Source organism: Enterobacter cloacae complex sp. P16RS2, from assembly GCF_014982155.1.
Classification (GTDB): Bacteria; Pseudomonadota; Gammaproteobacteria; order Enterobacterales; family Enterobacteriaceae; genus Enterobacter; species Enterobacter cloacae_M.
The window spans coordinates 201,007-227,130 of sequence record NZ_JADCKW010000010.1 but is presented as its reverse complement, the minus strand read 5'-3'; the positions used below and the strand labels follow the sequence as shown (position 1 = coordinate 227,130).

The 26,124-nt window shown below is 56.9% G+C and carries 19 protein-coding genes; 7 read left to right on the top strand and 12 right to left on the bottom strand.

The window, feature by feature from the left end:
• Positions 1-5 precede the first annotated feature (5 nt).
• Positions 6-1,424 (bottom strand): glutamate synthase subunit GltD, encoded by a 1,419-nt coding sequence (gltD, locus tag INF68_RS08120; protein ID WP_061716409.1) that lies wholly within the window; start codon positions 1,422-1,424, stop codon positions 6-8.
• 9 nt (positions 1,425-1,433) lie between these two features.
• Positions 1,434-5,894: a glutamate synthase large subunit gene (gltB, locus tag INF68_RS08115; RefSeq protein ID WP_126785718.1), complete on the bottom strand. Its 4,461-nt coding sequence runs from the start codon at positions 5,892-5,894 to the stop codon at positions 1,434-1,436.
• A gap of 687 nt (positions 5,895-6,581) precedes the next feature.
• Here gltB and INF68_RS08110 point away from each other — a divergent pair.
• Positions 6,582-7,523 carry a TIGR01212 family radical SAM protein gene (locus tag INF68_RS08110; RefSeq protein WP_126785719.1) on the top strand — a complete coding sequence of 314 codons (942 nt, stop codon included), beginning with the start codon at positions 6,582-6,584 and terminating at the stop codon, positions 7,521-7,523.
• Here the strand turns inward: INF68_RS08110 and INF68_RS08105 are convergent.
• A complete protein-coding gene (locus INF68_RS08105; RefSeq protein WP_109846508.1) occupies positions 7,503-9,005 on the bottom strand; it encodes a helicase HerA-like C-terminal domain-containing protein in 1,503 nt (500 codons plus the stop codon). The two genes, INF68_RS08110 and INF68_RS08105, sit on opposite strands and share 21 nt — an antisense overlap.
• A 138-nt stretch (positions 9,006-9,143) precedes the next feature.
• On the opposite strand from INF68_RS08105, the gene INF68_RS08100 reads away from it, so the two are divergent.
• Positions 9,144-10,790 (top strand): dihydroxyacetone kinase subunit DhaK, encoded by a 1,647-nt coding sequence (locus INF68_RS08100; protein WP_126785720.1) that lies wholly within the window; start codon positions 9,144-9,146, stop codon positions 10,788-10,790.
• Between the two features lie 92 nt (positions 10,791-10,882).
• On the opposite strand, the gene INF68_RS08095 is transcribed toward INF68_RS08100, so the two are convergent.
• The 5 genes from INF68_RS08095 to pepA all read right to left on the bottom strand — a co-directional run bounded on the left by INF68_RS08095 (position 10,883) and on the right by pepA (position 17,509).
• Positions 10,883-11,902 carry an NAD(P)-dependent alcohol dehydrogenase gene (locus tag INF68_RS08095; RefSeq protein WP_033146757.1) on the bottom strand — a complete coding sequence of 340 codons (1,020 nt, stop codon included), beginning with the start codon at positions 11,900-11,902 and terminating at the stop codon, positions 10,883-10,885.
• Positions 11,903-11,985: 83 nt separating this feature from the next.
• Positions 11,986-12,489, bottom strand: coding sequence for a GNAT family N-acetyltransferase (locus INF68_RS08090; protein ID WP_008502817.1), 504 nt, complete (start codon positions 12,487-12,489; stop codon positions 11,986-11,988).
• A 123-nt stretch (positions 12,490-12,612) separates the two neighbouring features.
• On the bottom strand, positions 12,613-15,468 hold the full coding sequence (locus INF68_RS08085; protein ID WP_126785721.1) for a valine--tRNA ligase: 2,856 nt from the start codon (positions 15,466-15,468) through the stop codon (positions 12,613-12,615).
• Positions 15,468-15,911 (bottom strand): DNA polymerase III subunit chi, encoded by a 444-nt coding sequence (gene holC / locus INF68_RS08080; protein ID WP_008502815.1) that lies wholly within the window; start codon positions 15,909-15,911, stop codon positions 15,468-15,470. The genes INF68_RS08085 and holC overlap by 1 nt, the downstream gene beginning before the upstream one ends.
• A gap of 86 nt (positions 15,912-15,997) precedes the next feature.
• Entirely contained in the window at positions 15,998-17,509 is a 1,512-nt protein-coding gene (gene pepA / locus INF68_RS08075; protein ID WP_023309366.1) for a leucyl aminopeptidase, read from the bottom strand.
• 266 nt (positions 17,510-17,775) lie between these two features.
• Here pepA and lptF point away from each other — a divergent pair, with 266 nt between their 5' ends.
• From lptF to mtgA, 5 genes are all read left to right on the top strand, one after another.
• Positions 17,776-18,876 carry an LPS export ABC transporter permease LptF gene (lptF, locus tag INF68_RS08070; RefSeq protein WP_024906345.1) on the top strand — a complete coding sequence of 367 codons (1,101 nt, stop codon included), beginning with the start codon at positions 17,776-17,778 and terminating at the stop codon, positions 18,874-18,876.
• A complete protein-coding gene (gene lptG / locus INF68_RS08065) occupies positions 18,876-19,958 on the top strand; it encodes an LPS export ABC transporter permease LptG (RefSeq protein WP_023309364.1) in 1,083 nt (360 codons plus the stop codon). Before lptF ends, lptG begins: the two co-directional genes overlap by 1 nt.
• 135 nt (positions 19,959-20,093) lie before the next feature.
• A complete protein-coding gene (gene arcB / locus INF68_RS08060) occupies positions 20,094-22,427 on the top strand; it encodes an aerobic respiration two-component sensor histidine kinase ArcB (RefSeq protein ID WP_126785722.1) in 2,334 nt (777 codons plus the stop codon).
• A 232-nt stretch (positions 22,428-22,659) separates the two neighbouring features.
• Positions 22,660-23,313 (top strand): isoprenoid biosynthesis glyoxalase ElbB, encoded by a 654-nt coding sequence (elbB, locus tag INF68_RS08055; protein WP_126785917.1) that lies wholly within the window; start codon positions 22,660-22,662, stop codon positions 23,311-23,313.
• Positions 23,310-24,035: a monofunctional biosynthetic peptidoglycan transglycosylase gene (gene mtgA / locus INF68_RS08050; protein ID WP_126785723.1), complete on the top strand. Its 726-nt coding sequence runs from the start codon at positions 23,310-23,312 to the stop codon at positions 24,033-24,035. The genes elbB and mtgA overlap by 4 nt, the downstream gene beginning before the upstream one ends.
• A gap of 39 nt (positions 24,036-24,074) precedes the next feature.
• Here mtgA and npr read toward each other — a convergent pair whose 3' ends face one another.
• From npr to hpf, 4 genes are all read right to left on the bottom strand, one after another.
• On the bottom strand, positions 24,075-24,347 hold the full coding sequence (gene npr, locus INF68_RS08045; protein ID WP_003861872.1) for a PTS phosphocarrier protein NPr: 273 nt from the start codon (positions 24,345-24,347) through the stop codon (positions 24,075-24,077).
• Positions 24,344-25,198: an RNase adapter RapZ gene (rapZ, locus tag INF68_RS08040; protein WP_014885397.1), complete on the bottom strand. Its 855-nt coding sequence runs from the start codon at positions 25,196-25,198 to the stop codon at positions 24,344-24,346. The genes npr and rapZ overlap by 4 nt, the downstream gene beginning before the upstream one ends.
• 45 nt (positions 25,199-25,243) lie before the next feature.
• Positions 25,244-25,735: a PTS IIA-like nitrogen regulatory protein PtsN gene (gene ptsN / locus INF68_RS08035; RefSeq protein ID WP_008501443.1), complete on the bottom strand. Its 492-nt coding sequence runs from the start codon at positions 25,733-25,735 to the stop codon at positions 25,244-25,246.
• A gap of 82 nt (positions 25,736-25,817) precedes the next feature.
• Positions 25,818-26,105 carry a ribosome hibernation promoting factor gene (gene hpf, locus INF68_RS08030; RefSeq protein ID WP_008501444.1) on the bottom strand — a complete coding sequence of 96 codons (288 nt, stop codon included), beginning with the start codon at positions 26,103-26,105 and terminating at the stop codon, positions 25,818-25,820.
• Between the last annotated feature and the right edge of the window lie 19 nt (positions 26,106-26,124).

Genomic DNA, 26,124 nt, shown 5'->3' with positions numbered 1-26,124 from the left:
TTTTTTTACACTTCCAGGTAGTTCAGGATCCCGTCAGCCGCTTTACGGCCTTCGGCAATCGCCGTTACCACCAGGTCAGAACCGCGAACGATATCACCACCGGCGAAGATTTTCGGGTTGCTGGTCTGGAATGCGTTGTCGCTGCCTTCTGGCGCAATCACGCGGCCCTGCGAATCCAGCTCGACGCTGTGCTTCGCCAGCCATTCCATGCTGTGAGGACGGAAACCGAACGCCATCACTACGGCATCGGCCGGGATCACGTGCTCCGAACCGGCTACGATCTCGGCGCGACGACGGCCTTTCGCATCCGGTGCGCCCATCTCAGTGCGCGCCATCTTCACGCCGCTCACTTTACCGTTGGCATTCACTTCAATTCCCAGAGGCTGGATGTTGAACTGGAACTCCACGCCCTCTTCACGCGCGTTTTTCACTTCGCGTTTAGAGCCCGGCATGTTCTCTTCGTCACGACGATAGGCGCAGATCACGTGTGCCGCATTCTGACGAATGGAGGTACGCACGCAGTCCATCGCGGTATCACCGCCGCCCAGCACCACCACGCGTTTGCCTTCCATGCTGACGAACGGCTCATCAGCGGTTTCGCCGTAGCCCATGATCTGCTTGGTGTTGGCAATCAGGAACGGCAGCGCGTCGTACACGCCCGGCGCGTCTTCGTTCTCCAGACCACCGCGCATGGACTGATAGGTGCCCACGCCGAGGAACACGGCGTCGTAATCCTTCAGCAGGTCGTCGAGCTGCACGTCGCGGCCCACTTCCACGTTCAGTTTGAACTCAATGCCCATGCCGGTGAAGATTTCACGGCGACGGGTCATGACCTCTTTTTCCAGCTTGAAGGCCGGGATACCGAAGGTCAGCAGACCGCCGATTTCAGGATGACGGTCAAAGACCACCGCCTTCACGCCGTTGCGGGTCAGCACGTCCGCACAGGCCAGGCCCGCCGGGCCCGCGCCGATGATTGCCACGCGCTTGTCGGTTTGACGCACGCCGGTCATATCCGGACGCCAGCCCATCTCGAACGCTTTATCGTTGATATAGCGCTCAATGTTGCCGATGGTCACCGCGCCGAACTCGTCGTTCAGCGTACAGGAGCCTTCACACAGACGGTCCTGAGGGCACACGCGGCCGCACACTTCCGGCAGGGTGTTGGTCTGGTGAGACAGCTCGGCGGCTTCAAAAATACGCCCTTCGTTGGCCAGCTTCAGCCAGTTAGGGATGTAGTTGTGTACCGGACATTTCCATTCGCAGTAAGGGTTACCGCAGGACAGGCAGCGGTCTGCCTGTGCCTTGGCCTGGCCTTCTGAAAACGGCTCGTAGATTTCAACAAATTCAATTTTGCGGATCTTCAGCGGTTTCTTTGGCGGATCAACACGCTGCAGGTCGATAAACTGGTATACGTTCTGGCTCATCTGAATTCCTTACTGCGCCTGCACGCGCAGCTCTGCTGCGCTACGACTACGGTGACCCAACAGGGCTTTAACATCACTGGACTTCGGCTTAACCAGCGCGAATTTCGCAGAGAACGCCGGCCAGTTCGCCAGGATCTCTTCGCCGCGCGAAGAACCGGTATGCTGCACGTGCTCGGTAATCAAACCGCGCAGGTGTTCTTCGTGAATGGCCAGCGTATCAACGTCCAGCACTTCTACCAGCTCCGGGTTCACGCGTTTGCGGAACTCACCGTCTTCATCCAGGACATACGCAAAACCGCCCGTCATGCCTGCGCCGAAGTTCACGCCGGTTTTACCCAGAACGCAAACAATCCCGCCCGTCATGTACTCACAACCGTTATCGCCAATGCCTTCCACCACGGTGATAGCACCGGAGTTACGCACCGCAAAACGCTCGCCCGCCCGGCCCGCGGCAAACAGACGACCGCCGGTCGCGCCATACAGGCAGGTGTTACCGATGATGCTGGCTTCATGGCTGCGGAAAGCTGAGCCGACCGGAGGACGCACCGCCAGCAGACCGCCCGCCATGCCTTTACCGACGTAGTCGTTGGCATCGCCAGTCAGGTACAGCTCAACGCCGCCTGCGTTCCATACGCCGAAGCTCTGACCCGCGGTACCGCTGAAGTGTGCGGTAATTGGATCCGCTGCCAGCCCCTGGTCACCGTGCGTCTGCGCGATGTAGCCGGAAAGGGAGGCGCCCACGGAGCGGTCGGTGTTGCGGATATCAAACCAGAACGTTTTGCTCTGCTTGTCGTCCACGTACGGTTTCGCCTGCTGCAACAGCTGCGCGTTCAGCACGCCGTTATCGAACGGCGGGTTGTTCTCGGTGCAGTAGACCGCTTTGCCAGGGTGCGGCTGCGCGGTTTCCAGCAGCTTGCTCAGCTCCAGCTTCTGCTGCTTCGCCGTGAAGCCTTCCAGCTCTTTCAGCAGGTCGGTACGGCCAATCAGGTCCACCAGACGCTTCACGCCCAGCTGCGCCATCAGCTCGCGGGTTTCGCGGGCGATGAACTCAAAGTAGTTGGTCACTTTGAACGGCAGACCGTGATAGTGGTTCTTACGCAGCTTCTCGTCCTGGGTAGCAACGCCGGTTGCGCAGTTGTTCAGGTGGCAAATACGCAGGTATTTACAGCCGAGCGCAACCATTGGGCCGGTACCGAAGCCGAAGCTTTCCGCGCCGAGGATCGCCGCTTTGATGATGTCGAGGCCGGTTTTCAGGCCACCGTCTACCTGCAGGCGTATCTTGTGACGCAGACCGTTTGCCACCAGCGCCTGCTGGGTTTCCACCAGGCCAAGCTCCCACGGACAGCCCGCATATTTCACGGAGGAGAGCGGGCTTGCGCCGGTGCCGCCGTCATAGCCGGCGATGGTGATGAGATCCGCATAGGCTTTCGCCACGCCGGTCGCGATGGTGCCGACACCCGGTTCGGAAACCAGCTTCACGGAGATCATCGCCTTCGGGTTGACCTGCTTCAGGTCGAAAATCAGCTGCGCCAGGTCCTCGATAGAGTAGATATCGTGATGCGGCGGCGGGGAGATCAGCGTCACGCCCGGCACGGAATAGCGCAGTTTGGCGATGTACGGGGTAACTTTATCACCCGGCAGCTGGCCGCCTTCGCCCGGTTTAGCACCCTGAGCGACTTTAATCTGGATCACGTCGGCGTTGACCAGGTACGCAGGCGTCACGCCAAAGCGACCGGATGCCACCTGCTTGATACGGGACACTTTGTTGGTGCCGTAACGCGCCGGATCTTCACCACCTTCGCCGGAGTTGGAGTTGCCGCCGATGCTGTTCATGGCTTCCGCCAGCGCTTCGTGGGCTTCCGGGCTCAGCGCGCCGATGGACATCGCCGCGGTATCGAAGCGTTTGAACAGCTCGGATGCAGGCTCAACCTCGTCAACGCTGACCGCTTCATCACCCGGGTTCAGGGCAATGAGGTCGCGCAGCGTTGCCGCCGGACGGTTATTTACCAGCTCAGCGTACTGCTGGTAATCACTGTATTCGCCGCTCTGAACCGCCTGCTGCAGCGTGCGCACCACGTCCGGGTTGTAGGCATGGTACTCGCCGCCGTGAACGTATTTCAGCAGACCGCCCTGATCCAGCGGCTTACGTGCCAGCCAGGCGCGTTTGGACAGGTTCACCAGGTCCTGCTGGAAGTCTGCAAAACCGGCGCCGCCGATGCGGCTGACCACGCCCTGGAAGCAGAGGTTGGCGACCTCGTCATGCAGGCCGACCGCTTCAAACAGCTTCGAACAGCGGTAGGAGGCAATGGTCGAGATGCCCATTTTGGACATGATCTTGTACAGGCCTTTGTTGATGCCGTTACGGTAGTTCAGCATCACCGCGCGGTAATCTTTGTCGATCGCGCGGGTATCCACCAGACGGGCCAGCGTTTCGTAGGCCAGGTACGGGTAGATCGCCGTCGCGCCAAAGCCTAACAGCACGGCAAAGTGGTGTGGATCGCGGGCGCTGGCGGTTTCCACAATGATGTTGGCGTCGCAGCGCAGGCTCTTGTCGACCAGACGCGTCTGGATAGCGCCGACCGCCATCGGGGCAGGCACCGGCAGACGGTTTTTCGCAATATTGCGGTCGGACAGCACCAGCAGAACGGTACCGTTACGCACCATCTGTTCGGCTTTGTCACACAGCGCATTCACCGTCTCTTCGAGGCTCGCTTCGGTCACGTCGAAGGTAATATCGAGCGTGTCGGCGCGGTAGTGCTCCTCTTTCATGGTGGTGAGCTGTTTGAAATCGGAGTACAGCAGGATCGGTGATTTAAAGGTCAGACGGTGCGCCTGGCCTTCGGCTTCGCAGAAGACGTTCATCTCGCGACCGATGCTGGTAGCCAGGGACATCACGTGCGCTTCGCGCAGCGGGTCGATCGGCGGGTTGGTCACCTGCGCGAACTGCTGACGGAAATAGTCATAGATGATGCGCGGCTGGCTGGATAGCACGGCAAACGGGGTATCGTCCCCCATGGAGCCGACCGCTTCCTGGCCGTTTTCACCCAGTACGCGAATAACAGAGTCCAGCTCTTCCGCGCTGTAGTTAAACTGTTTCTGGAAGCTTGCAAGCGTATCGTCGTCCAGTTCGCGACGACCCACTTCTTCATCTGATAAATCTTCGAACGGCACGAGGCGACGGACGTTTTTCTCCATCCACTCTTTGTACGGATGGCGGCTTTTAAGATCGTGATCGGTTTCGGCAGAGTGCAGAATGCGACCTCCGCGGGTGTCGATCACCATCAGCTCGCCCGGACCGACGCGGCCTTTTTCGACCACTTCATCAGGCTGGTAATCCCAGATACCGACTTCAGAGGCGCAGGTGATGAGCTTGTCTTTGGTGATGACGTAGCGCGCCGGACGCAGACCGTTACGGTCCAGGTTACAGGCGGCGAAGCGGCCGTCGGACATGACGATGCCCGCCGGGCCGTCCCACGGCTCCATGTGCATGGAGTTAAAGTCGAAGAACGCGCGCAGCTCGGGGTCCATATCCGGGTTGTTCTGCCAGGCCGGTGGCACAAGCAGACGCATGGCGCGCACGATGTCCATCCCGCCCGCCAGCAGCAGTTCCAGCATGTTATCCATTGAGCTGGAGTCAGAGCCGGTTTCGTTCACGAACGGCGCGGCATCGTGCAGGTCAGGGATCAGCGGCGTCTGGAACTTATAGGTACGGGCGCGGGCCCACTGGCGGTTACCGGTGATGGTGTTGATCTCGCCGTTGTGCGCCAGGTAGCGGAACGGCTGAGCCAGCGGCCAGCGTGGAACGGTGTTGGTGGAGAAGCGCTGGTGGAACAGACAAATGGCCGATTCGAGACGCAGGTCCGCCAGGTCCAGGTAGAAGCGCGGCAGGTCAGCCGGCATACACAGACCCTTATAGATGTTCACCAGGTTAGAGAGGCTACAAACGTAGAACTCTTTATCGTCCTGGAGACGTTTTTCAATGCGGCGGCGGGCAATAAACAGACGGCGTTCCATATCACGCGGACGCCAGCCCGCAGGCGCGTTGACGAAAATCTGTTCAATACGAGGCAGCGAGGAGAGGGCGATTTCACCGAGCACCCCTTCGTTGGTTGGCACATTGCGCCAGCCGACAATCGACAGGGTTTCACGCTGAAGTTCTTCTTCGACGATGCGGCGTGAGGCGGCAGCCTTTTCAGGATCCTGGTTCAGGAACAGCATGCCGACAGCGTAGTTTTTGGCTAAACGCCAGCCGCGCTCTTCCGCCACGATGCGGAAGAAACGATCCGGTTTTTGCAGCAGCAGGCCGCAACCGTCGCCCGTTTTACCATCGGCAAGAATCGCGCCACGGTGCTGCATTCGGGCCAGTGCGTGAATAGCAGTACGCACTACCTTGTGGCTAGGTTCGCCTTCTATGTGGGCGATCAGGCCGAAACCACAGTTATCCTTCTCAAGGGATTTATCGTACAACATATCAGTGAACCTCCCCAGGCTCGTCGGGCTTCCCACTGAACTTTACCGTGGCGCACAGGCACAGAAAGAGCATGGCGACGGGGTTTGCGTTTCATACGCGGACCTCGCATTCGCCCTCTTTTTCATCCTTTCGCGCAGGTAAACAAGTTTGAGGACTTGCTTCAGAGGGAATCTCAATTACTGCATAAATATGATGAGCAGGCCGCTCATCCAGAAAGCTTCCAGCGGATTTCCAACTTATCGGGAATTGGTACACAGGTCAAATGGCAATCTTATTTATACAAAAATGTGCTAAACAAAGTTTATCTCATTGAAATTAAATGGAATTTAACTATTTTTACATTGATTGTATGCCCTGGCAGGACGCAGCGGAGTGTGATCTGACTCACTATATGAAAGCGGTATTATCAATGTAGCGTGCTGAATAGCCGTTTTATAGCAGAATAATAATCTGGCAATGGCTGCAAACCCGCATAAACCCACTGTTTTTCAGTGGTGGCGCTATAAATGAAAAAAACAATCAGAACATAAGGAAAAGTAATCACGGGTGGCGTGAATGAAATTGCAGTAATCCTGAGTATTTATTCATGTGGATAAAAGCCGTCCAGGGCGATTGATCCAGGTCATCGCCGACAGAGGCTAAAAGTGGCAGGCTTGTCCCCTTTCTCCGGGACGGTCTATCAGATTATGCAGTTACAGAAATTAGTCAATATGTTTGGTGGGGATCTTTTGCAGCGGTACGGGCAAAAGGTTCATAAGCTGACGCTGCACGGCGGGTTTAGCTGCCCGAATCGCGATGGCACAATCGGGCGCGGCGGCTGCACCTTCTGTAACGTTGCGTCCTTTGCTGACGAAGCCCAGCAGCATAAATCTATCACTGAACAGCTTGCCCATCAGGCGAGCCTGGTGAACCGCGCGAAGCAGTATCTGGCCTATTTTCAGGCCTACACCAGCACGTGGGCGGAGGTGCAGGTGCTGCGCTCTATGTATCAGCAGGCCGTCAGCCAGGCTAACATCGTTGGGCTATGCGTGGGCACGCGCCCGGACTGCGTACCGGACGCGGTGCTGGACCTGCTCAGCGAGTACAAAGAACAAGGCTACGAGATCTGGCTGGAGCTGGGCCTGCAAACCGCGCACGACAAAACCCTGCACCGTATTAACCGTGGTCATGATTTCGCCTGCTACCAGCGCACCACGCGCCTGGCCCGCGAGCGCGGGCTGAAGGTCTGCTCGCATCTGATTGTCGGCTTGCCGGGTGAAGGGCAGCAGCACGGCCTGGAGACGCTGGAAAAGGTGGTTGAGACCGGCGTGGACGGCATTAAGCTGCATCCGCTGCATATCGTTACGGGAAGCATTATGGCGAAAGCCTGGGAAGCCGGGCGGTTAAGCGGTATTGAGCTTGAGGACTATACGGTGACGGCGGGGGAGATGATTCGCCACACCCCGCCGGAAATTGTCTACCACCGCATCTCGGCCAGCGCCCGCCGTCCAACGCTTCTGGCACCGCTATGGTGTGAGAACCGCTGGACGGGGATGGTGGAAATCGACCGCTATCTGCAGGAGAACGGCGTACAGGGGGCGGCGCTTGGCCGCCCGTGGGTTCCCCGTCTACCGGCGACGGCCGCCTAACAGACTTCCCAGCATGCCGCGCACTATCTGATTGGTGACCTGTCGCGCCGCGCTTTTCGCCATGGTTTGTACCACGCCGTCGCGCTTGCCGCCGCGCGGCCCGGTGCTGCCGAACAGGATGTCTTTGAGACCCCCGAGAATACCGTCATCCACGGCGACAGACTGCCCTTTAGCGGCAGGTGCATCCTGGGATTCGGTGGTCGCCTGCACCCCTTTTTGCAGCATCTCGAACGCAGACTCGCGATCAACCTCGTCTTCGTACTTCCCGTAAACCGGAGAGTGGTTAATCAGGCCGTTACGTTCATCGTCGGTAACGGGCCCCATGCGCGAGCAGGGCGCGATTACCATGGCGCGTTCTACCACGGACGGGCTGCCCTTCGCATCCAGGAATGAGATCAGCGCTTCACCGGTGCCTAACGCCTGAATCGCCGCTTCGGTATCAAAGGCAGGATTAGCGCGCATGGTCTGCGCGGCGGCTTTCACCGCTTTCTGATCCTTCGGCGTAAAGGCGCGCAAGGCGTGCTGCACGCGGTTACCGAGCTGACCGAGCACGTTATCCGGGATATCCGACGGGTTTTGTGAAACAAACCAGACGCCAACGCCTTTGGAGCGGATCAGGCGAATGACCTGTTCAATCTTATCCAGCAATACCTGCGGCGCGTCGTTAAACAGCAAGTGCGCTTCGTCGAAGAAGAAGACCAGCTTCGGTTTTTCCAGATCGCCCGCTTCGGGTAACTGTTCGTATAGCTCAGAGAGCATCCACAGCAGGCTGGCGGCGTAGAGCTTTGGCATCTGGTAGAGCTTCTCGGAGCTCAGAATGTTGATGATGCCTTTGCCGCTGCTGTCCGTGCGCATCCAGTCTTTGATATCCAGCATCGGCTCTCCGAAGAAATGCTCGGCGCCCTGTTGCTCCAGCGCCAGTAACCCGCGCTGAATGGCTCCCACCGAGGCGCTGCTGATATTGCCGTACTGGTTCTGGAAGGATTTGGCGTTATCGCCTATGTACTGCGTAATGGCGCGCAGATCTTTGAAATCAAGCAGCAGCAGCCCCTGATCGTCAGCAATACGGAAGATAATATTCAGCACGCCGGACTGCACGTCGTTGAGGTTAAGCAGACGTGCCAGCAGCAGCGGGCCGAGATCGGAGACGGTAGCGCGCACCGGGTGGCCTTTCTCACCAAAGATATCCCACACTACCACCGGATTGTTATGCGGCGTCCAGTCCGTGATGCCAATATTCTTCAGCCGTTCAAGCAGTTTCTCAGAGGCCGTACCTTCCTGAGCCACACCGGTTAAATCGCCTTTCACGTCAGCCATAAAGACCGGTACGCCAATCTCCGAAAGCGACTCAGCCAGCTTTTGCAGGGTGACGGTTTTGCCTGTCCCGGTCGCTCCGGTGATCAGACCGTGGCGGTTCGCCATCGCGGGCAGTAAATACAGCTCTTTTTCCAGCGTCCGGGCAATTAACAATGGTGTACTCATGATGCGCTTCCTCTCTTAGTCCTGGGTGGATTATAGGCAACCTGGCCGCAATTTGGTTGAGTAAATTCCTGACTTTGCGGCGCATTATCCAGCGCGGACTATGCTTTTGCATACGGTTCACAAAAATAGTGGGAAACGATGTCCAGATTCTTCTTTAACGATCGCAAACAGCTGGTCAACGATGCCATTGAAGGCATACTGCTTTCTGCGCCACACGCAAATCTCGTCAAACTTGATATCGATCCGGCCATCAGGATCGTCGCACGTGGAGACTGGGACAAAAGCCGCGTGGCGGTGATCTCCGGCGGCGGCTCAGGCCACGAACCCGCGCACGCCGGGTTTGTCGGCAAAGGGATGCTGACGGCGGCAGTGTGTGGCGATCTGTTTGCCTCGCCGAGCGTGGATGCAGTGCTGAATGCCATTGTGGCGGTCACGGGCGATCGCGGCTGTCTGCTGATCGTCAAAAACTACACCGGCGACCGCCTGAACTTTGGCCTGGCGGCCGAAAAGGCCAAGCGTTACGGCCTGAAGGTGGAGATGGTGATTGTGGCAGACGATATCGCGCTGCCGGATAACAAGCAGCCGCGCGGTATTGCCGGTACGGCACTGGTGCACAAGATTGCGGGCTATGCGGCGGAGCAGGGGAAATCGCTGAGCGAGGTGCGGGATATTGCGCAACAGGCCTGCGATAACCTCTGGAGCTTGGGCGTTGCGATGCAAACGTGCAACCTGCCGGGCAGCGACGAGGAGGAGGGGCGCATCAAGCAGGGCCATGTCGAGCTGGGGCTGGGCATTCACGGCGAGCCCGGTGCTTCCGTCGTGGATACGCAGAACAGCAAAGCCATTATCGACACGCTGGTGACGCCGTTACGCTCGCAGGCGGGAGAAGGGCGGTTTGCGGTATTGATTAACAATCTCGGCGGCGTATCGGCGCTGGAGATGGCGCTGCTGACCAAAGAGCTGGCGCATTCGGCGCTGAAAGAGGAGATCGCGTACCTGATAGGCCCCGCGCCGCTGGTGAGCGCGCTGGACATGAAGGGCTTTTCGCTCACGCTGCTTAAGCTCAACGACTTCTTTGAAAAGGCGATTCACGCCGAGGTCGAAACGCTGGGCTGGAAGAAGCCCGTGGCGTTTGCGCCACTGCGCACCGTGGCGCATACCGCCATTCACGATCGTGTGGAATACACTCCTTCGGACAATCTGCGGGTGGCTGAATATGTTTCCTCGGTGACGAAAACGCTGCTCCAGCTGGAAAACCGACTGAACGCGCTGGATGCCAAAGTGGGCGACGGCGATACCGGCTCCACTTTTGCGCAAGGCGCGCGGGATATTGCGCAGCGTCTGGAGGATCGCAAGCTCCCGCTTGATAACGTATCGACGCTGCTGTTGCTGGTGGGCGAGCGGCTGGCGACGGTGATGGGCGGATCGAGCGGGGTGCTGATGTCGATCTTCTTTACCGCGGCCGGGCAAAAGCTTCACGATGGTCAGCCGCTGCCCGAGGCATTGCTCTGCGGGCTGGCGCAGATGAAGCAGTACGGTGGGGCAGATCTCGGCGATCGTACCCTGATCGACGCGCTGCAACCGGCGCTTGAAGCATTGAAAGGTGGCGATATTCAGGCAGCGGCGCAGGCCGCACAGCACGGTGCCGAAGCAACGGCGAAAATGGCGAAAGCCGGCGCAGGACGTTCATCGTATGTGAATAAAGAGAATCTGGATGGGGTAATGGATCCCGGTGCGGTCGCGGTGGCTGAGGTGTTTAAGGCCATGGTAGATGCAAAACGGTAACGACCGTTACCGTTTTTAGTGTGTGCGCCCTCTCCCTGTGGGAGAGGGTTGGGGTGAGGGCATCAGGCCGCACATTCCCTAGCAATATCACATCAAAAATCCGCTTTCAACACCACGCGGTAGCGGGCTTTGCCGTCACGCACGTGCTGGATCGCTTCGTTGATTTTCGACATCGGATACAGTTCGGTGGTCGGGGCCACTTTGGTGCGTCCGGCAAACTTCATCAGCTTGCGCAACTCAAACGGCGTACCGGTCGCGGAGCCTGACACGCTGCGATCCCCGCCGATCAGGGTAAACGCCGGAACCGGCAGCGGCTTCATCACAGCACCTACGGTATGGAAGTTACCGCCGTAGGCCAGTGCCTCAAAGTACGGCTGCCAGTTGAGATCCACGTTAACGGTGTTGATGATCAGGTCAAACTGCCCAGCCAGCGCGTTCAGCGCGTCAGGATCGCGGCTGTTCACCACTTTATCCGCACCCATCGCCAGCACTTCTTTCTCTTTCGCCGGGTTCGAGCTGAACGCCGTGACTTCACAGCCCATCGCATGCAGCAGCTTGATGGCGATATGCCCCAGGCCGCCAATACCAATCACGCCCACGCGGCTGGTGGCGGTGATATGGTGCATCAGCAGGGGTTTGAAGACGGTGATACCGCCGCACAGCAGCGGCCCGGCGGATTCGATATCAATGCTGTCCGGCAGCGGGATCACCCATTGCCAGTCGGCGCGCAGCTTGTCGGCAAAACCGCCCTTGTTCAGAATGGTGGGAACGGCGCCTTCGAGGCAGTTGATCTGATTCCCGCTGATACAGGCGTCACAGTGACCACAGCTGCGTGCCGTCCAGCCAATGCCCACGCGTTGGCCTACCTTCAGCCCTTTGTCCTGTGCGGCGCTACCGAGCGCCACGACGCGACCAATGACTTCGTGCCCGGCAACCAGCGGATAGCTCGAGAAGCCCCATTCGTTGTCGATCATCGAGAGATCCGAGTGGCAGATCCCGCAGTAATCAACCTGTACTTCGACGTCTTCTGCTTTTAGTTCGCCCGCATCGTACTCGTACAGCTCAAGTTCTGCACCCGCCTGCGGTGCGGCGTAGCTTTTTATCTTCGACATCGTGTTTCCCCCGTTGTGGTGTGAACTGAGAGTGTAGAGCATTCAGTTTACAGCCGCTTAACAGAAGAGGGCAGGAACGAAACTTACAGACTTTTCAGCATTCTGACTTCGCAATCAACGTGGCCGGTACAGCCCAGCGGTGCATCGATATGCTCAAAGCCCAGATGTTCATACAGGCCGATGGCCTCTTTGAGGAAAGCGGTTGTTTCAAGGTAGCAGCGGGTAAAACCCTGCTTGCGCGCGTGGTCCAGCGCCATCAGCGCCAGCTTTTTCGCCAGTCCTTGCCCGCGCGCCGTTGGCAGGAAATACATTTTCTGCAGCTCACAGATATCCGGCTCGCTGCAGCTGAGGGGCGCCACGCCGCCGCCGCCCACCACCTGGCCGTTCTGCTCGATTACCCAGTAGGCATGCCCTGGCTGGCTGTAGAGCTGGAAAAGTGCGTCCAGGTTCGGGTCAGCAACCGTGTAGCCTTTGTCAGCCGTCAGGCCATATTCGGCAGAAACGGTGCGGATAACGGCGGCGATAGCCGGGTTATCCTGCTCAGCGATCCGACGCATCGTCGTCGCGACGGGGGTAATCACGCTCATAGCATTACTCATAACAAAAATTGACACATAACTGCTGTTAATAGCACCGCAGAAAGGGGAGTGCAAGCGAGGAGTTTTCAGGAAGGGTACCCCTTACGCCCTGAAGCGTAAGGGGTAAAAGCATTACAGTGCGGCAATTACCGCCTGCTGCTCGATCAGCTTGGTCTTCGCATCGGCGAAGGCAACCAGACGCTCACGCTCTTTCGCGATGACCGCTTCCGGCGCGCGGGCGACAAAGCCTTCGTTCGCCAGCTTGCTTTCGATTTTGCCAATTTCCACGTCGACCTTCGCCACTTCTTTCGCCAGACGAGCCAGCTCGGCGTCTTTGTCGATCAGACCTGCCATCGGGATCAGCAGCTCGGCGCCGTCGATGATTTTGGTCACGGAAACCGGACCTTTGTCATCCGCAGGCAGCACGGTGATGCTTTCCAGACGCGCCATGGTCTTCAGGAAAGTGTTGTTCTCGGTGACGCGACGAACGGCAGCCTCGCTGCAGCCACGAAGCAGCAGCTCCAGCGGTTTGCCAGGGGCGATGTTCATTTCAGCGCGGATGTTACGTACCGCAACGATCGCCTGTTTCAGCCACTCGGTATCCGCGGACGCCGCTTCATCAACCTTGGCCGCATCGAATTCCGGGAACGGCTGCAGCATGATGGTATCGGCGTTGATGCCCGCAATCACCTTCACGCGCTGCCAGATGGTCTCGGTGATGAATGGAATGACCGGATGCGCCAGGCGCAGCAGACCTTCCAGAACGGTAATCAGCGTGTTGCGCGTGCCGCGCAGTTCCGCTTCTGAACCGCCGTTCATCACCGGCTTCGCCAGCTCCAGATACCAGTCGCAGAACTGGTTCCAGGTAAATTCATACAGGATGCCTGCCGCGATATCGAAGCGATAGCTGTCCAGCGCCTCGCGGAACGCTTTCACCGTCTGGTTGAATTCCGCCAGGATCCAGCGGTCTGCCAGAGACAGCGTCATCTCGCCGCCGTTGAAGCCACAATCCTGATCTTCGGTATTCATCAGCACGAAGCGGCTGGCGTTCCACAGTTTGTTACAGAAGTTACGGTAACCTTCCAGACGCTTCATGTCCCAGTTGATGTCACGACCGGTTGAGGCCAATGCCGCCAGGGTGAAGCGCAGGGCGTCAGTACCGTGAGACTCGATCCCGTTCGGGAACTGCTTCTCGGTGCGCTTGCGGATTTTCTCAGCCAGCTGCGGCTGCATCATGTTGCCGGTACGTTTTTCCAGCAGATCTTCCAGAGAGATACCGTCAACCATATCCAGCGGGTCAATCACGTTCCCCTTGGACTTGGACATCTTCTGGCCTTCATCGTCGCGGATCAGACCGGTCATGTAGACGGTATGGAACGGAACCTGCGGCTTGCCGTCTTCGTCTTTGATGAAGTGCATGGTCATCATGATCATGCGGGCAATCCAGAAGAAGATAATGTCGAAGCCGGACACCATCACGCTGGTTGGGTGGAACTGACGCAGCGCGTCGGTGTTTTCTGGCCAGCCGAGGGTAGAGAAGGTCCACAGCGCGGAGGAGAACCAGGTGTCCAGCACGTCTTCGTCCTGACGCAGCGCAACGTCCGCGCTCAGGTTGTTTTCCTGACGCACTTCGTCTTCGCTACGGCCCACGTAGACGTTGCCTTCGTTGTCGTACCAGGCCGGGATACGGTGACCCCACCACAGCTGACGGGAGATACACCAGTCCTGAATGTCGCGCATCCAGGAGAAGTACATGTTTTCGTACTGCTTCGGCACGAACTGAATGCTGCCGTTTTCAACCGCTTCCACAGCCGGTTTCGCCAGCACGTCGGCACGTACGTACCACTGGTCGGTCAGCATTGGCTCGATAACCACGCCGCCACGGTCGCCGTACGGCACGGTCAGATCGTGAGGTTTGATCTCTTCCAGCAGTCCGAGCGCGTCAACGGCTGCCACGATGGCTTTACGCGCGGCAAAACGCTCCAGCTTCTGGAACTCAGCCGGGATGTCACTGGAATAAACGTCGGATTCGTTGCCTTTGGTGTCGTACACTTCTGCGCTTTCGCGGATATCACCGTCGAAGGTCAGAATGTTGATCATCGGCAGGGCGTGACGACGGCCGACTTCATAGTCGTTGAAGTCGTGTGCAGGGGTGATTTTTACGCAGCCGGTGCCTTTTTCCATGTCGGCGTGTTCGTCGCCCACAATCGGAATACGGCGGTTTACCAGCGGCAGCACCACGAATTTGCCGATCAGATCTTTATAACGCGGATCTTCCGGGTTAACGGCCACGCCGGTATCGCCCAGCAGGGTTTCCGGACGGGTGGTCGCGACTACCAGGTAATCTTTACCGTCGGCGGTTTTTGCGCCATCGACCAGCGGATAGCGGATGTGCCACATGGAGCCTTTAGACTCGCGGTTTTCCACTTCCAGGTCAGAGATGGCGGTGCGCAGTTTTGGATCCCAGTTTACCAGGCGTTTGCCGCGGTAAATCAGGTCTTCTTTGTACAGGCGGACGAAGACTTCTTTAACGGCGTTGGACAGGCCTTCGTCCATGGTGAAGCGCTCGCGCTCCCAGTCCACGGAGTTGCCGAGACGGCGCATCTGACGGGTAATGGTGCCGCCGGATTCCGCCTTCCACTGCCAGATTTTGTCGATGAACGCGTCGCGACCGTAGTCGTGGCGGGTTTTACCTTCTTCAGCGGCAATTTTACGCTCAACCACCATCTGGGTCGCGATACCCGCGTGGTCAGTCCCCGCCTGCCACAGGGTGTTTTTACCCTGCATGCGCTGGTAGCGGATCATGGTGTCCATGATGGTCTGCTGGAAAGCATGACCCATATGCAAACTGCCGGTGACGTTCGGCGGCGGGATCATGATGCAGAAGGACTCTTTGCTTTCGTCGCCGTTAGGCTTGAAATAGCCCTGCTGTTCCCAGTGCTCGTAAAGCGGCTGTTCGATATCGCGTGGGTTGTATGTCTTTTCCATTATTTCCAGGTTGCCGTATTCAGGTTAAAACCAGCCAGGCGGTACGCTTTGTAGCGTTCGCGCGCCAGTTGTTTCAAAGATTCTTCGTAAGGGACAAAGTCTACCACTTCTGTGAAAGCGGTGGCAAAATCTGCAAAATCTATCCGCAGGCTAATCAGAATATCGCGCGCGCTGCTGTTGCGCTTTTGCGGCCAGGCAATTTCAACCGGTGCACCGCCGCGCGGGCCTTCGCCCGACAGGTTATGCGGCACAAAACTCTCCGGCGGGCGCGCCCACAGCGCTTCATCCAGGCGAATCGCCTGCTGTTCATCTTCACAGGCAATCAGAACGCGTTTACCTGCGCGCCAACGTTCTGCGGCAATTTCACACACCAGCTGTTCGACGGCGCTGAGGCCATCCTGATGGGTGTCGTTGTCCAGAAGGTAGAACGTTGCATTCTTCATATATGGGGCTTCTTGTGCTCACTTTAAATGCTTAAGCCGGGCGGCGGCTTCGCCTTACCCGGCCTACGGTTTACTGCCGTTTTGACTTACTCGTCGCCGTTAAAACCCGCACGATTGAGCAGGAACTGCGACAGCAGCGCCACTGGACGACCAGTTGCGCCTTTGGCTTTACCGGAGCGCCATGCGGTGCCCGCGATATCCAGGTGCGCCCAGTTATACTTGCGGGTGAAGCGTGCCAGGAAGCAGCCCGCGGTGATCGCCCCGCCAGGACGTCCGCCAATGTTCGCCATATCCGCAAAGTTAGACTCCAGCTGATCCTGATACTCGTCACCCAGCGGCAGACGCCATGCGCGGTCCCCGGCCTGCTCTGAAGCACCAATAAGCTCGTGCGCCAGCGGGTTATGGTTCGACATCAGGCCGGTGATGTGGTGGCCCAGCGCAATCACACAGGCTCCGGTGAGGGTAGCGACGTCAATCACCGCTTCCGGCTCGAAGCGCTCAACGTAGGTCAGCACGTCACACAGCACCAGACGGCCTTCGGCGTCGGTGTTCAGCACTTCAACGGTCTGGCCGGACATGGTGGTCAGAACGTCACCCGGACGATAGGCGCGCCCGCCAGGCATGTTTTCGCAGCCCGCCAGAACGCCGATCACGTTGATAGGCAGCTGCAGTTCCGCGACCATGCGCATCACGCCGTAAACCGCCGCCGCACCGCACATGTCGTACTTCATCTCATCCATGCCTTCGGCAGGCTTGATGGAGATACCGCCGGAGTCGAAGGTCAGGCCTTTACCGACGAGCACAATCGGGCGCGCGTCTTCGGATGGATTGCCTTTGTACTCGATGACGGACATCAGGGATTCGTTCTGCGAGCCGTTACCGACCGCCAGGTAAGAGTGCATCCCCAGCTCTTTCATCTGCTGTTCGCCGATGACGCGGGTAATGACGTTTTTGCTGTAGGCGTCGGCCAGCTGACGCGCCTGAGAGGCCAGGTACGCCGCGTTACAGATGTTAGGCGGCATGTTACCGAGATCTTTGGCCGCTTTAATGCCGGCCGCGATCGCCAGACCGTGCTGAATAGCGCGTTCGCCGCTGGTCAGCTCGCGACGGGTTGGCACGTTAAAGACCATTTTACGCAGCGGACGACGCGGCTCGCTTTTATTGGTCTTCAGCTGATCGAAGCTGTACAGGCTCTCTTTTGCCGTTTCAACCGCCTGACGCACTTTCCAGTAGGTGTTACGTCCTTTAACGTGCAGTTCTGTCAGGAAGCAGACGGCTTCCATTGAGCCGGTATCATTCAGCGTATTGATTGTTTTCTGAATCACCTGCTTATACTGACGTTCATCCAGCTCGCGTTCTTTGCCGCAGCCAATCAGCAGAATACGTTCTGACAGTACGTTCGGAACATGGTGCAGTAACAGCGTCTGCCCAGGTTTGCCTTCCAGTTCGCCACGGCGCAGCAGGGCGCTAATATAGCCGTCACTGATTTTATCGAGTTGCTCGGCGATCGGGGAGAGTCGGCGTGGTTCAAAGACGCCCACAACGATGCAGGCACTCCGCTGTTTCTCCGGGCTACCGCTTTTTACACTGAACTCCATGCACTACGCTCCTGAATCTTAAAGACAACGGCGGCAGCTACGGATAGAATTGAAACCTTTCGTAACTCATGTCCGCTGTTGTGGTGACTTCGTGTTAATCTTACGTTACTACGGTTTCGACACGTCAGAAAAAGTCCTGAAGCGTGAATCCGCCGGATGTTTTAATCTTAGCGATGATTTCGACGACTCAAGAGAATAAATGACGTTTAAGCCATGAAACAAGCGATTTTCCAGCAAAGAGACGGGTTTTTACGGGCGTATTTAAAGTGATAATCATAAGATATCTGGTGCGGGAGACGCTCAAAAGCCAACTGGCGATCCTCTTCATCCTGCTGCTGATTTTTTTCTGTCAGAAGCTGGTTAAGATCCTCGGTGCGGCCGTTGACGGCGAAATTCCAACTAATCTGGTGCTTTCCCTGCTTGGTTTAGGGATCCCGGAAATGGCGCAGCTCATCCTGCCGCTAAGTCTTTTCCTTGGCCTGCTCATGACGCTCGGGAAACTCTACACCGAGAGTGAAATCACGGTGATGCATGCCTGTGGCCTGAGCAAAGCCGTACTGGTGAAAGCGGCCATGATACTGGCGCTGTTCACGGGTATTGTCGCGGCGGTGAATGTGATGTGGGCGGGTCCCATGTCTTCCCGTCATCAGGACGAAGTGCTGGCCGAAGCGAAAGCCAACCCCGGCATGGCAGCCTTAGCTCAGGGTCAGTTCCAGCAGGCGACCGACGGCAACTCCGTGCTGTTTATTGAGAGCGTTGACGGCAGTAAATTCAACGACGTATTCCTGGCGCAGTTACGTCCTAAAGGTAACGCGCGTCCTTCCGTGGTGGTTGCAGACTCCGGTCAGCTTGCTCAGCGCAAAGATGGTTCTCAGATCGTGACGCTGAACAAAGGCACCCGTTTCGAAGGCACCGCGATGCTGCGCGACTTCCGTATTACGGATTTCCAGAACTATCAGGCCATTATCGGCCATCAGGCGGTGGCGCTCGATCCAACGGATACCGAGCAAATGGACATGCGTACCCTGTGGAATACCGATACCGACAGAGCGCGTGCTGAGTTCCACTGGCGTATTACGCTTGTATTCACCGTGTTTATGATGGCGCTGATTGTCGTTCCGCTGAGCGTGGTGAACCCGCGACAGGGACGCGTGCTCTCTATGCTGCCGGCGATGCTGCTTTACCTGATCTATTTCCTGCTGCAAACCTCGATTCGTTCTAACGGCGCGAAGGGTAAGCTGGACCCTATGGTCTGGACATGGTTCGTCAACAGCCTGTACATCTTACTGGCGCTGGGATTAAACCTGTGGGATACGGTGCCTGTGCGCCGCATACGTGCCCGATTCTCGCGTAAAGGAGCCATCTAATGCAGGCGTTTGGCGTTCTTGATCGCTATATCGGTAAAACCATTTTTACTACCATCATGATGACGTTGTTCATGCTGGTGTCGCTCTCCGGCATTATCAAATTTGTCGATCAGCTGAAAAAAGCCGGGCAGGGGAGCTATGACGCGATGGGCGCGGGGATGTATACCCTGCTCAGCGTCCCGAAAGATGTGCAGATCTTCTTCCCGATGGCGGCCCTGCTGGGCGCGCTGCTGGGGCTGGGAATGCTGGCGCAGCGCAGCGAGCTGGTCGTTATGCAGGCCTCGGGCTTTACCCGCATGCAGGTTGCGCTGTCGGTCATGAAAACCGCGATCCCACTGGTGCTGTTGACCATGGCGATTGGCGAGTGGGTCGCGCCGCAGGGCGAACAGATGGCGCGTAACTACCGTGCGCAGGCAATGTACGGCGGCTCGCTGCTCTCGACTCAACAAGGTTTATGGGCGAAAGACGGAAAAAATTTCGTCTACATCGAACGGGTGAAGGGGAATGATGAACTGGGTGGGGTGAGCATCTATGCTTTCGATGACCAGCGCCGTCTGGAGTCAGTCCGCCACGCCTCTTCGGCGAAATTTGACGCCGAACATAAACTGTGGCGTTTGTCGCAGGTCGATGAGTCTGACCTGACCGATCCGAAACAGATCGCCGGTTCTCAGACGGTAACCGGTACGTGGAAGACCAACCTGACGCCCGATAAGCTCGGTGTTGTTGCGCTGGACCCTGACGCGCTCTCCATCAGCGGTTTGCACAACTATGTGAAATACCTGAAGTCGAGCGGGCAGGATGCGGGACGTTATCAGCTCAACATGTGGAGCAAGATCTTCCAGCCGATGTCCGTGGCGGTGATGATGCTGATGGCGCTGTCGTTTATCTTCGGCCCGTTACGCAGCGTGCCGATGGGCGTGCGCGTAGTGACCGGTATCAGCTTCGGCTTTGTGTTCTACGTGCTCGATCAGATCTTCGGTCCGCTGACGCTGGTTTATGGCATTCCGCCGATAATCGGTGCGCTGCTGCCAAGCGCCAGTTTCCTCCTGATCAGCCTCTGGCTGCTGTTGAAACGCTCCTGATCGACCTCTCCTCGCTTCCGGTTAACCGGGGGCGAGGCTAATCTCCTGTTTCACCCCGCACTTTTTCTCACAACCTTCAACGCCTCGCCCTGAATTTGAGTATTATTGAGCGATAAAGTCGTGAAGGGATCCTCTATGAAGCAAATTCGAATGCTTGCCCAGTATTACGTCGACCTGATGATGAAGCTTGGGCTGGTGCGTTTCTCCATGCTGCTTGCGCTGGCGCTGGTCGTTCTGGCCATTGTCGTGCAAATGGCCGTCACCATGGTTCTGCATGGTCAGGTCGAGAGTATCGACGTTATCCGCTCCATCTTCTTTGGCTTGCTCATTACTCCCTGGGCGGTCTATTTCCTTTCCGTGGTGGTTGAACAGCTGGAAGAGTCCCGTCAGCGTCTGTCAAAACTGGTGGATAAACTGGAAGAGATGCGCGAACGCGACCTGAAGCTAAATGTCCAGCTTAAAGACAACATTGCGCAGCTGAATCAAGAGATCTCCGATCGTGAGAAGGCGGAAGCCGAGCGTCAGACCACGCTGGAGCAGCTGAAAATCGAAATGAAAGAGCGCGAGGTCACGCAGATCCAGCTTGAGCAGCAATCCTCTTTCCTGCGGTCGTTCCTCGATGCTTCGCCGGATCTGGTGTTTTACCGTAATGAAGATAAAGAGTTTTCCGGCTGTAACCGGGCGATGGAGCTGCTCACCGGGAAAAGCGAGAAGCAGCTGATTAACCTGAAGCCGCAGGACGTTTACTCTGAAGAAGCGGCGGCCAAGGTCATGGAGACGGACGAAAAAGTATTCCGCCATAACGTCTCGCTGACCTATGAACAGTGGCTGGATTACCCGGACGGACGCAAAGCCTGTTTTGAGATCCGTAAGGTGCCCTACTATGACCGCGTGGGGAAACGCCACGGCCTGATGGGCTTTGGCCGCGATATCACCGAGCGTAAGCGCTACCAGGATGCCCTGGAGCGCGCCAGCCGTGATAAGACGACCTTTATCTCCACCATCAGCCACGAGCTGCGTACGCCGCTTAATGGCATTGTCGGGCTGAGCCGTATTCTGCTGGATACCGACCTGACCGCAGAGCAGGAGAAATACCTCAAGACTATCCATGTCTCAGCGGTCACGCTGGGTAATATCTTCAACGATATTATTGATATGGATAAGATGGAGCGCCGTAAAGTTCAGCTTGATAATCAGCCTGTTGATTTCACCAGCTTCCTTGCCGACCTCGAAAACCTGTCCGGCCTGCAGGCGCAGCAGAAGGGACTGAGCTTTGTCATGGAGCCAACCCTGCCGCTGCCGCATAAAGTGGTGACTGACGGCACGCGTCTGCGCCAGATCCTGTGGAACCTTATCAGCAACGCGGTGAAATTTACCCAGATGGGGCAGGTGGCGGTGCGTATCCGCTTTGACGAAGGCGACATGCTGCACTTCGAGGTGGAGGACTCTGGGATAGGTATTCCGCAGGAGGAGCAGGACAAAATTTTCGCGATGTACTACCAGGTGAAGGACAGCAACGGCGGGAAACCGGCTACCGGAACGGGCATTGGCCTGGCGGTCTCTAAACGGCTGGCGAAGAGTATGGGTGGCGATATCACCGTTGCCAGCCAGCCGGGTAAAGGGTCAACCTTCACGCTGACGGTCCATGCGCCGGCGGTGGCGGAAGAGGTTGAAGACACCTTTGAAAACGACGACATGCCGCTGCCCGCGCTGCACGTCCTGCTGGTGGAAGATATTGAGCTGAACGTGATTGTGGCGCGATCGGTGCTGGAAAAACTGGGCAACAGCGTGGATGTCGCGATGACCGGTAAGGCCGCGCTGGAGATGTTTAAACCGGGCGAATACGATCTTGTCCTGCTGGATATTCAGCTGCCGGATATGACCGGGCTGGATATTTCGCGAGAGCTGACGCGTCAGTACGCGGCCGACGAACTGCCGCCGCTGGTGGCGCTGACGGCGAACGTGCTGAAAGATAAAAAAGAGTATCTCGATGCCGGTATGGACGATGTACTCAGCAAGCCGCTGGCGGTGCCTGCTCTGACCGCCATGATTAAGAAGTTCTGGGATACCCGTGATGAAGAGGAGAGCACCATGACGTCTGTTGATAGCGCAAAAGCCCAAACGATACTCGATACCGCGATGCTGGAGCAGTACATCGATCTGGTCGGCCCGAAACTGATTACCGATGGTCTGGCGGTGTTCGAAAAAATGATGCCGGGCTATCTGAGCGTGCTGGAATCAAACCTGACCGCCCGGGACCAGAAGGGCATCGTCGAAGAAGGACATAAAATTAAAGGTGCGGCCGGCTCGGTCGGCTTACGCCATCTGCAGCAGCTGGGTCAACAGATTCAGTCGCCTGATTTACCTGCATGGGAAGATAACGTGGGTGATTGGGTTGAAGAGATGAAACAAGAGTGGCAAAACGATGTGGCGGTGCTTAAAGCCTGGGTCGTCGCCAGAAAAAAATGACCCCGGCTTAACCGGGGTGCGCGAATACTGCGCCAACACCAGGGAAATCGTGGCTGCGCCTGTTTTATAAAGTTATTTTCGAAAGGGCGCTGCCTGAAAAATTTAGGCCGCACGCAGATAAGATAGCAAATCTTAAATGGTTTGTTACATGAATCAGTGAAATGTGTGAAGCATAGCGTTTTAATCAAAATTATTAATGTGCTTCAGCAAGTTGCAGAAAAGGATTGTCATGATGAAAAAGATTGGTGTCGTGCTGAGCGGATGCGGTGTTTACGATGGTTCTGAAATACATGAAGCCGTAATCACGCTGCTGGCCCTGGCTAAGCAGGGAGCAGAGGTTATTTGCTTTGCGCCAGACAAAAATCAGGCGGATGTGATTAATCATCTGACCGGCGAGCCGATGGCGGAAACCCGTAATGTACTGATTGAAGCCGCGCGTATTGCGCGAGGTGATATCCATCCTCTTATTCAGGCAGACCCTACAGAGCTTGATGCGCTCATTGTGCCGGGTGGGTTTGGCGCGGCCAAAAATCTCAGTACCTTTGCTGTGCAGGGGGCGGAGTGTCAGATCGACCCTCATCTTAAAGCGCTGTCGCAGGCCATGCACGCGGCAGGAAAACCGCAGGGCTTTATCTGCATCGCGCCGGCAATGCTGCCCAGGATTTTTGATTTCCCGCTGCGCCTGACTATCGGGACGGATATTGATACCGCAGAGATCGTCGAGGAAATGGGGGGCGAGCACGTTCCGTGCCCGGTTGATGACATTGTGGTTGATGAAGATAACAAAATTGTCACCACGCCAGCGTATATGCTGGCGAATAATATCGCTGAGGCGGCCTCAGGTATTGAAAAGCTGGTGGCCCGCGTGCTGGTGCTGACTGAATGAGGCGTAAATTTGCCGCAGGCGCAGGGGTGAAACGTTTTCTCTTGCGCATCTTACTTGTGCTGGCGGTATTCTGGGGAGGCGGGCTGGCTTTATTCAGCATTATGCCGGTTCCGTTCTCTGCCGTTATGGTTGAGCGCCAGCTTAGCGCGTGGTTCAGCGGCGATTTCGGCTACGTTGCCCACTCTGACTGGGTGAGCATGGACGAGATCTCCCCGTTCATGGGGCTGGCGGTCATCGCGGCGGAGGACCAGAAATTCCCGGAGCACTGGGGGTTCGACGTGGCGGCCATTGAGAAGGCGCTAGCCCATAACGAACGCCATGAAAACCGCGTGCGCGGTGCGTCAACCTTGTCGCAGCAGACGGCCAAAAATCTGTTTCTGTGGGATGGTCGAAGCTGGGTGCGAAAAGGGCTGGAAGCGGGGTTGACCCTGGGAATGGAAACGGTCTGGAGCAAAAAACGCATTCTGACCGTCTATCTGAACGTCGCTGAGTTTGGCGACGGCATATTTGGCGTGGAAGCTGCCGCACAGCGGTATTTCAATAAGCCAGCTAGCCGTCTGAGCATGTCAGAAGCGGCGCTACTGGCCGCTGTGTTACCGAACCCTATCCGCTTTAAGGCCGGCGCCCCATCAGGGTACGTGCGAAGCCGTCAGGCGTGGATTATGCGCCAGATGAATCAGCTGGGTGGAGAGGGGTTTATGCAGCGTAATAATCTTATGTAGAGCGGGTAAGCGCAGCGCTACCCGCCTGAATAGCAGACCTTAATCTTCGTCGAACCCTGCGTTAAACAGGGCAATCACCGCCGCCAGCGCTTCCTCTTCCTGAGGACCGGTGGCTTCAACCTCAATCTGGCGCCCTTTGGCGGAATCCAGCATCAGCAGCGCAATCACGCTGTTCGCTTCCGCTTCGGTACCTTCGTCATTCCGCAGCAGAACCTCGGCATCGAAACCCTGCATCAGCTCGAACAGCTTCATCGCCGGGCGTGCATGCATACCCAGCTTATTGGTGATCTCAACGGTTTGTTTTACGGTCATGTTTTACGTTTTTCCAGCGTGCGATGACGGGACTGAACGTTCTTCCCGCGCGAGCGGAAATAGTCGGCCAGCTGTTCGGCGATATAAACCGAACGATGTTTACCGCCGGTACAGCCAATCGCCACCGTCAGGTAGCTACGATTGTTTGTCTCCAGCATAGGTAACCATAGCTCAAGGTAGCTTCGCGTCTGGTAGATAAAATTGTGTACTTCTGTGTGCCGGTCGAGGAACGCCGCCACCGGCTTATCCAGACCGGTCATTGGACGCAGCTTCGGATCCCAGTGCGGGTTCGGCAGGAAGCGCACGTCGAAAACGTAATCCGCATCGATTGGAATACCGTGCTTAAAGCCGAAGGATTCGAACACCATCGTCAGTTCGCGCTCGCGTTTACCCAACAGCCGGGTACGCAGCATTTCCGCCAGCTCGTGAACGGACATCTCAGAGGTGTCGACAATCAGGTCGGCACGAGAACGCAGCGGTTCCAGCAGGTCGCTCTCTTCATCGATAGCGCTCTCCAGAGAGAGGTTCTTGCTGGATAGCGGGTGCAAGCGACGGGTATCGCTGTAGCGGCGGATCAGCGTATTGCGGTCTGCATCAAGGAACAGCAGCTGAGGCGAGAACGCGTCAGGCAGGTTGCTCATGGCCTGTTCGAAGATCTCTGGCGATTCAGGCATGTTGCGAACGTCGATACTGACGGCGGCAGAGGTTTGTCTCTCCGCCAGCGTGCGGGCCAGGTCGGGCAATAACACGACCGGCAGGTTATCGACGCAGTAAAAACCCATGTCTTCCAGCGCGCGCAGAGCAACGGATTTCCCCGACCCTGAACGGCCACTGACAATCATCAGCACCATGTTCCGTTTCTCCTCAGGACAACAGATGTGAAGGCCATCTCCTGGTTATGCATCATCCTGATTGCCTTCTGCTTCAGTGATAATTTGATAGAGCTCTTCATCACTTTGGGCCGAGCGCAGTCGACGGCAAATGGTTTTATCGGCCAGACGTTTTGCGACCAGCGACAGCGTATGCAGATGGGTTTTCGTCTGGTCGGCAGGCACCAGCAGCGCGAAGAGGAGATCGACGGGCTGGTTATCAATGGCATCGAAAGCGATGGGTGTTTCAAGCTGCACAAAGACACCAACGGCACGCAGGGTATCCTCTTCCAGTTTGCCGTGCGGGATCGCGATGCCGTTGCCGATACCGGTACTGCCCATTTTTTCACGGGTCAGAATCGCTTCGAACACCACCTGCGGCGGCAGGCCCAGCTGTTTGGCAGCCAGTTCACTGATGATCTCCAGCGCACGTTTTTTGCTCTGGCAGTGAACAGCACTGCGGGTACATTCCTGGTTAAGGACATTGCTCAGTTGAAGAGCGGAATCGTTGTTCATCATAATTTCACCTAAGCGCTAACTGTACAAATGGCCTGTTGTGTTTCACAACAGGCCGTCCTGCACCCGTTAACTGCCCGGACAATTAGTGTTGTTTCAGTTTATCTTTATGTTTATTGAGCTGTCGTGCAAGCTTATCAATCAAGCCGTCGATAGCAGCGTACATGTCTTGCCCTTCCGCACTGGCATGCAGTTCACCCCCGTTAACATGCAGGGTGGCATCCGAGATGTGAGTCACTTTCTCCACTTTCAACACAATATAGACCTGATTGATCCTTTCGAAATACTGCTCGAGTTTTGCAAACTTCGCGTTCACGAAGTCGCGTAAAGCCTCAGTAATTTCGACGTTTTGTCCAGTGATGTTGAGCTGCATAGTGTCTTCCTTATCGGTT

Bases quoted from the DNA above. Each gene is read 5' to 3' on its own strand.
- INF68_RS08100 (WP_126785720.1), top strand. From the start codon at position 9,144: ATGTCCAGATTCTTCTTTAACGATCGCAAACAGCTGGTCAACGATGCC.
- elbB (WP_126785917.1), top strand. From the start codon at position 22,660: ATGAAAAAGATTGGTGTCGTGCTGAGCGGATGCGGTGTTTACGATGGT.
- pepA (WP_023309366.1), bottom strand. From the start codon at position 17,509: ATGGAGTTCAGTGTAAAAAGCGGTAGCCCGGAGAAACAGCGGAGTGCC.
- ptsN (WP_008501443.1), bottom strand. From the start codon at position 25,735: ATGATGAACAACGATTCCGCTCTTCAACTGAGCAATGTCCTTAACCAG.
- INF68_RS08105 (WP_109846508.1), bottom strand. From the start codon at position 9,005: ATGAGTACACCATTGTTAATTGCCCGGACGCTGGAAAAAGAGCTGTAT.
- npr (WP_003861872.1), bottom strand. From the start codon at position 24,347: ATGACCGTAAAACAAACCGTTGAGATCACCAATAAGCTGGGTATGCAT.
- INF68_RS08110 (WP_126785719.1), top strand. From the start codon at position 6,582: ATGCAGTTACAGAAATTAGTCAATATGTTTGGTGGGGATCTTTTGCAG.
- lptG (WP_023309364.1), top strand. From the start codon at position 18,876: ATGCAGGCGTTTGGCGTTCTTGATCGCTATATCGGTAAAACCATTTTT.
- mtgA (WP_126785723.1), top strand. From the start codon at position 23,310: ATGAGGCGTAAATTTGCCGCAGGCGCAGGGGTGAAACGTTTTCTCTTG.
- hpf (WP_008501444.1), bottom strand. From the start codon at position 26,105: ATGCAGCTCAACATCACTGGACAAAACGTCGAAATTACTGAGGCTTTA.
- arcB (WP_126785722.1), top strand. From the start codon at position 20,094: ATGAAGCAAATTCGAATGCTTGCCCAGTATTACGTCGACCTGATGATG.
- gltB (WP_126785718.1), bottom strand. From the start codon at position 5,894: ATGTTGTACGATAAATCCCTTGAGAAGGATAACTGTGGTTTCGGCCTG.
- INF68_RS08085 (WP_126785721.1), bottom strand. From the start codon at position 15,468: ATGGAAAAGACATACAACCCACGCGATATCGAACAGCCGCTTTACGAG.
- rapZ (WP_014885397.1), bottom strand. From the start codon at position 25,198: ATGGTGCTGATGATTGTCAGTGGCCGTTCAGGGTCGGGGAAATCCGTT.
- holC (WP_008502815.1), bottom strand. From the start codon at position 15,911: ATGAAGAATGCAACGTTCTACCTTCTGGACAACGACACCCATCAGGAT.
- INF68_RS08095 (WP_033146757.1), bottom strand. From the start codon at position 11,902: ATGTCGAAGATAAAAAGCTACGCCGCACCGCAGGCGGGTGCAGAACTT.
- gltD (WP_061716409.1), bottom strand. From the start codon at position 1,424: ATGAGCCAGAACGTATACCAGTTTATCGACCTGCAGCGTGTTGATCCG.
- INF68_RS08090 (WP_008502817.1), bottom strand. From the start codon at position 12,489: ATGAGCGTGATTACCCCCGTCGCGACGACGATGCGTCGGATCGCTGAG.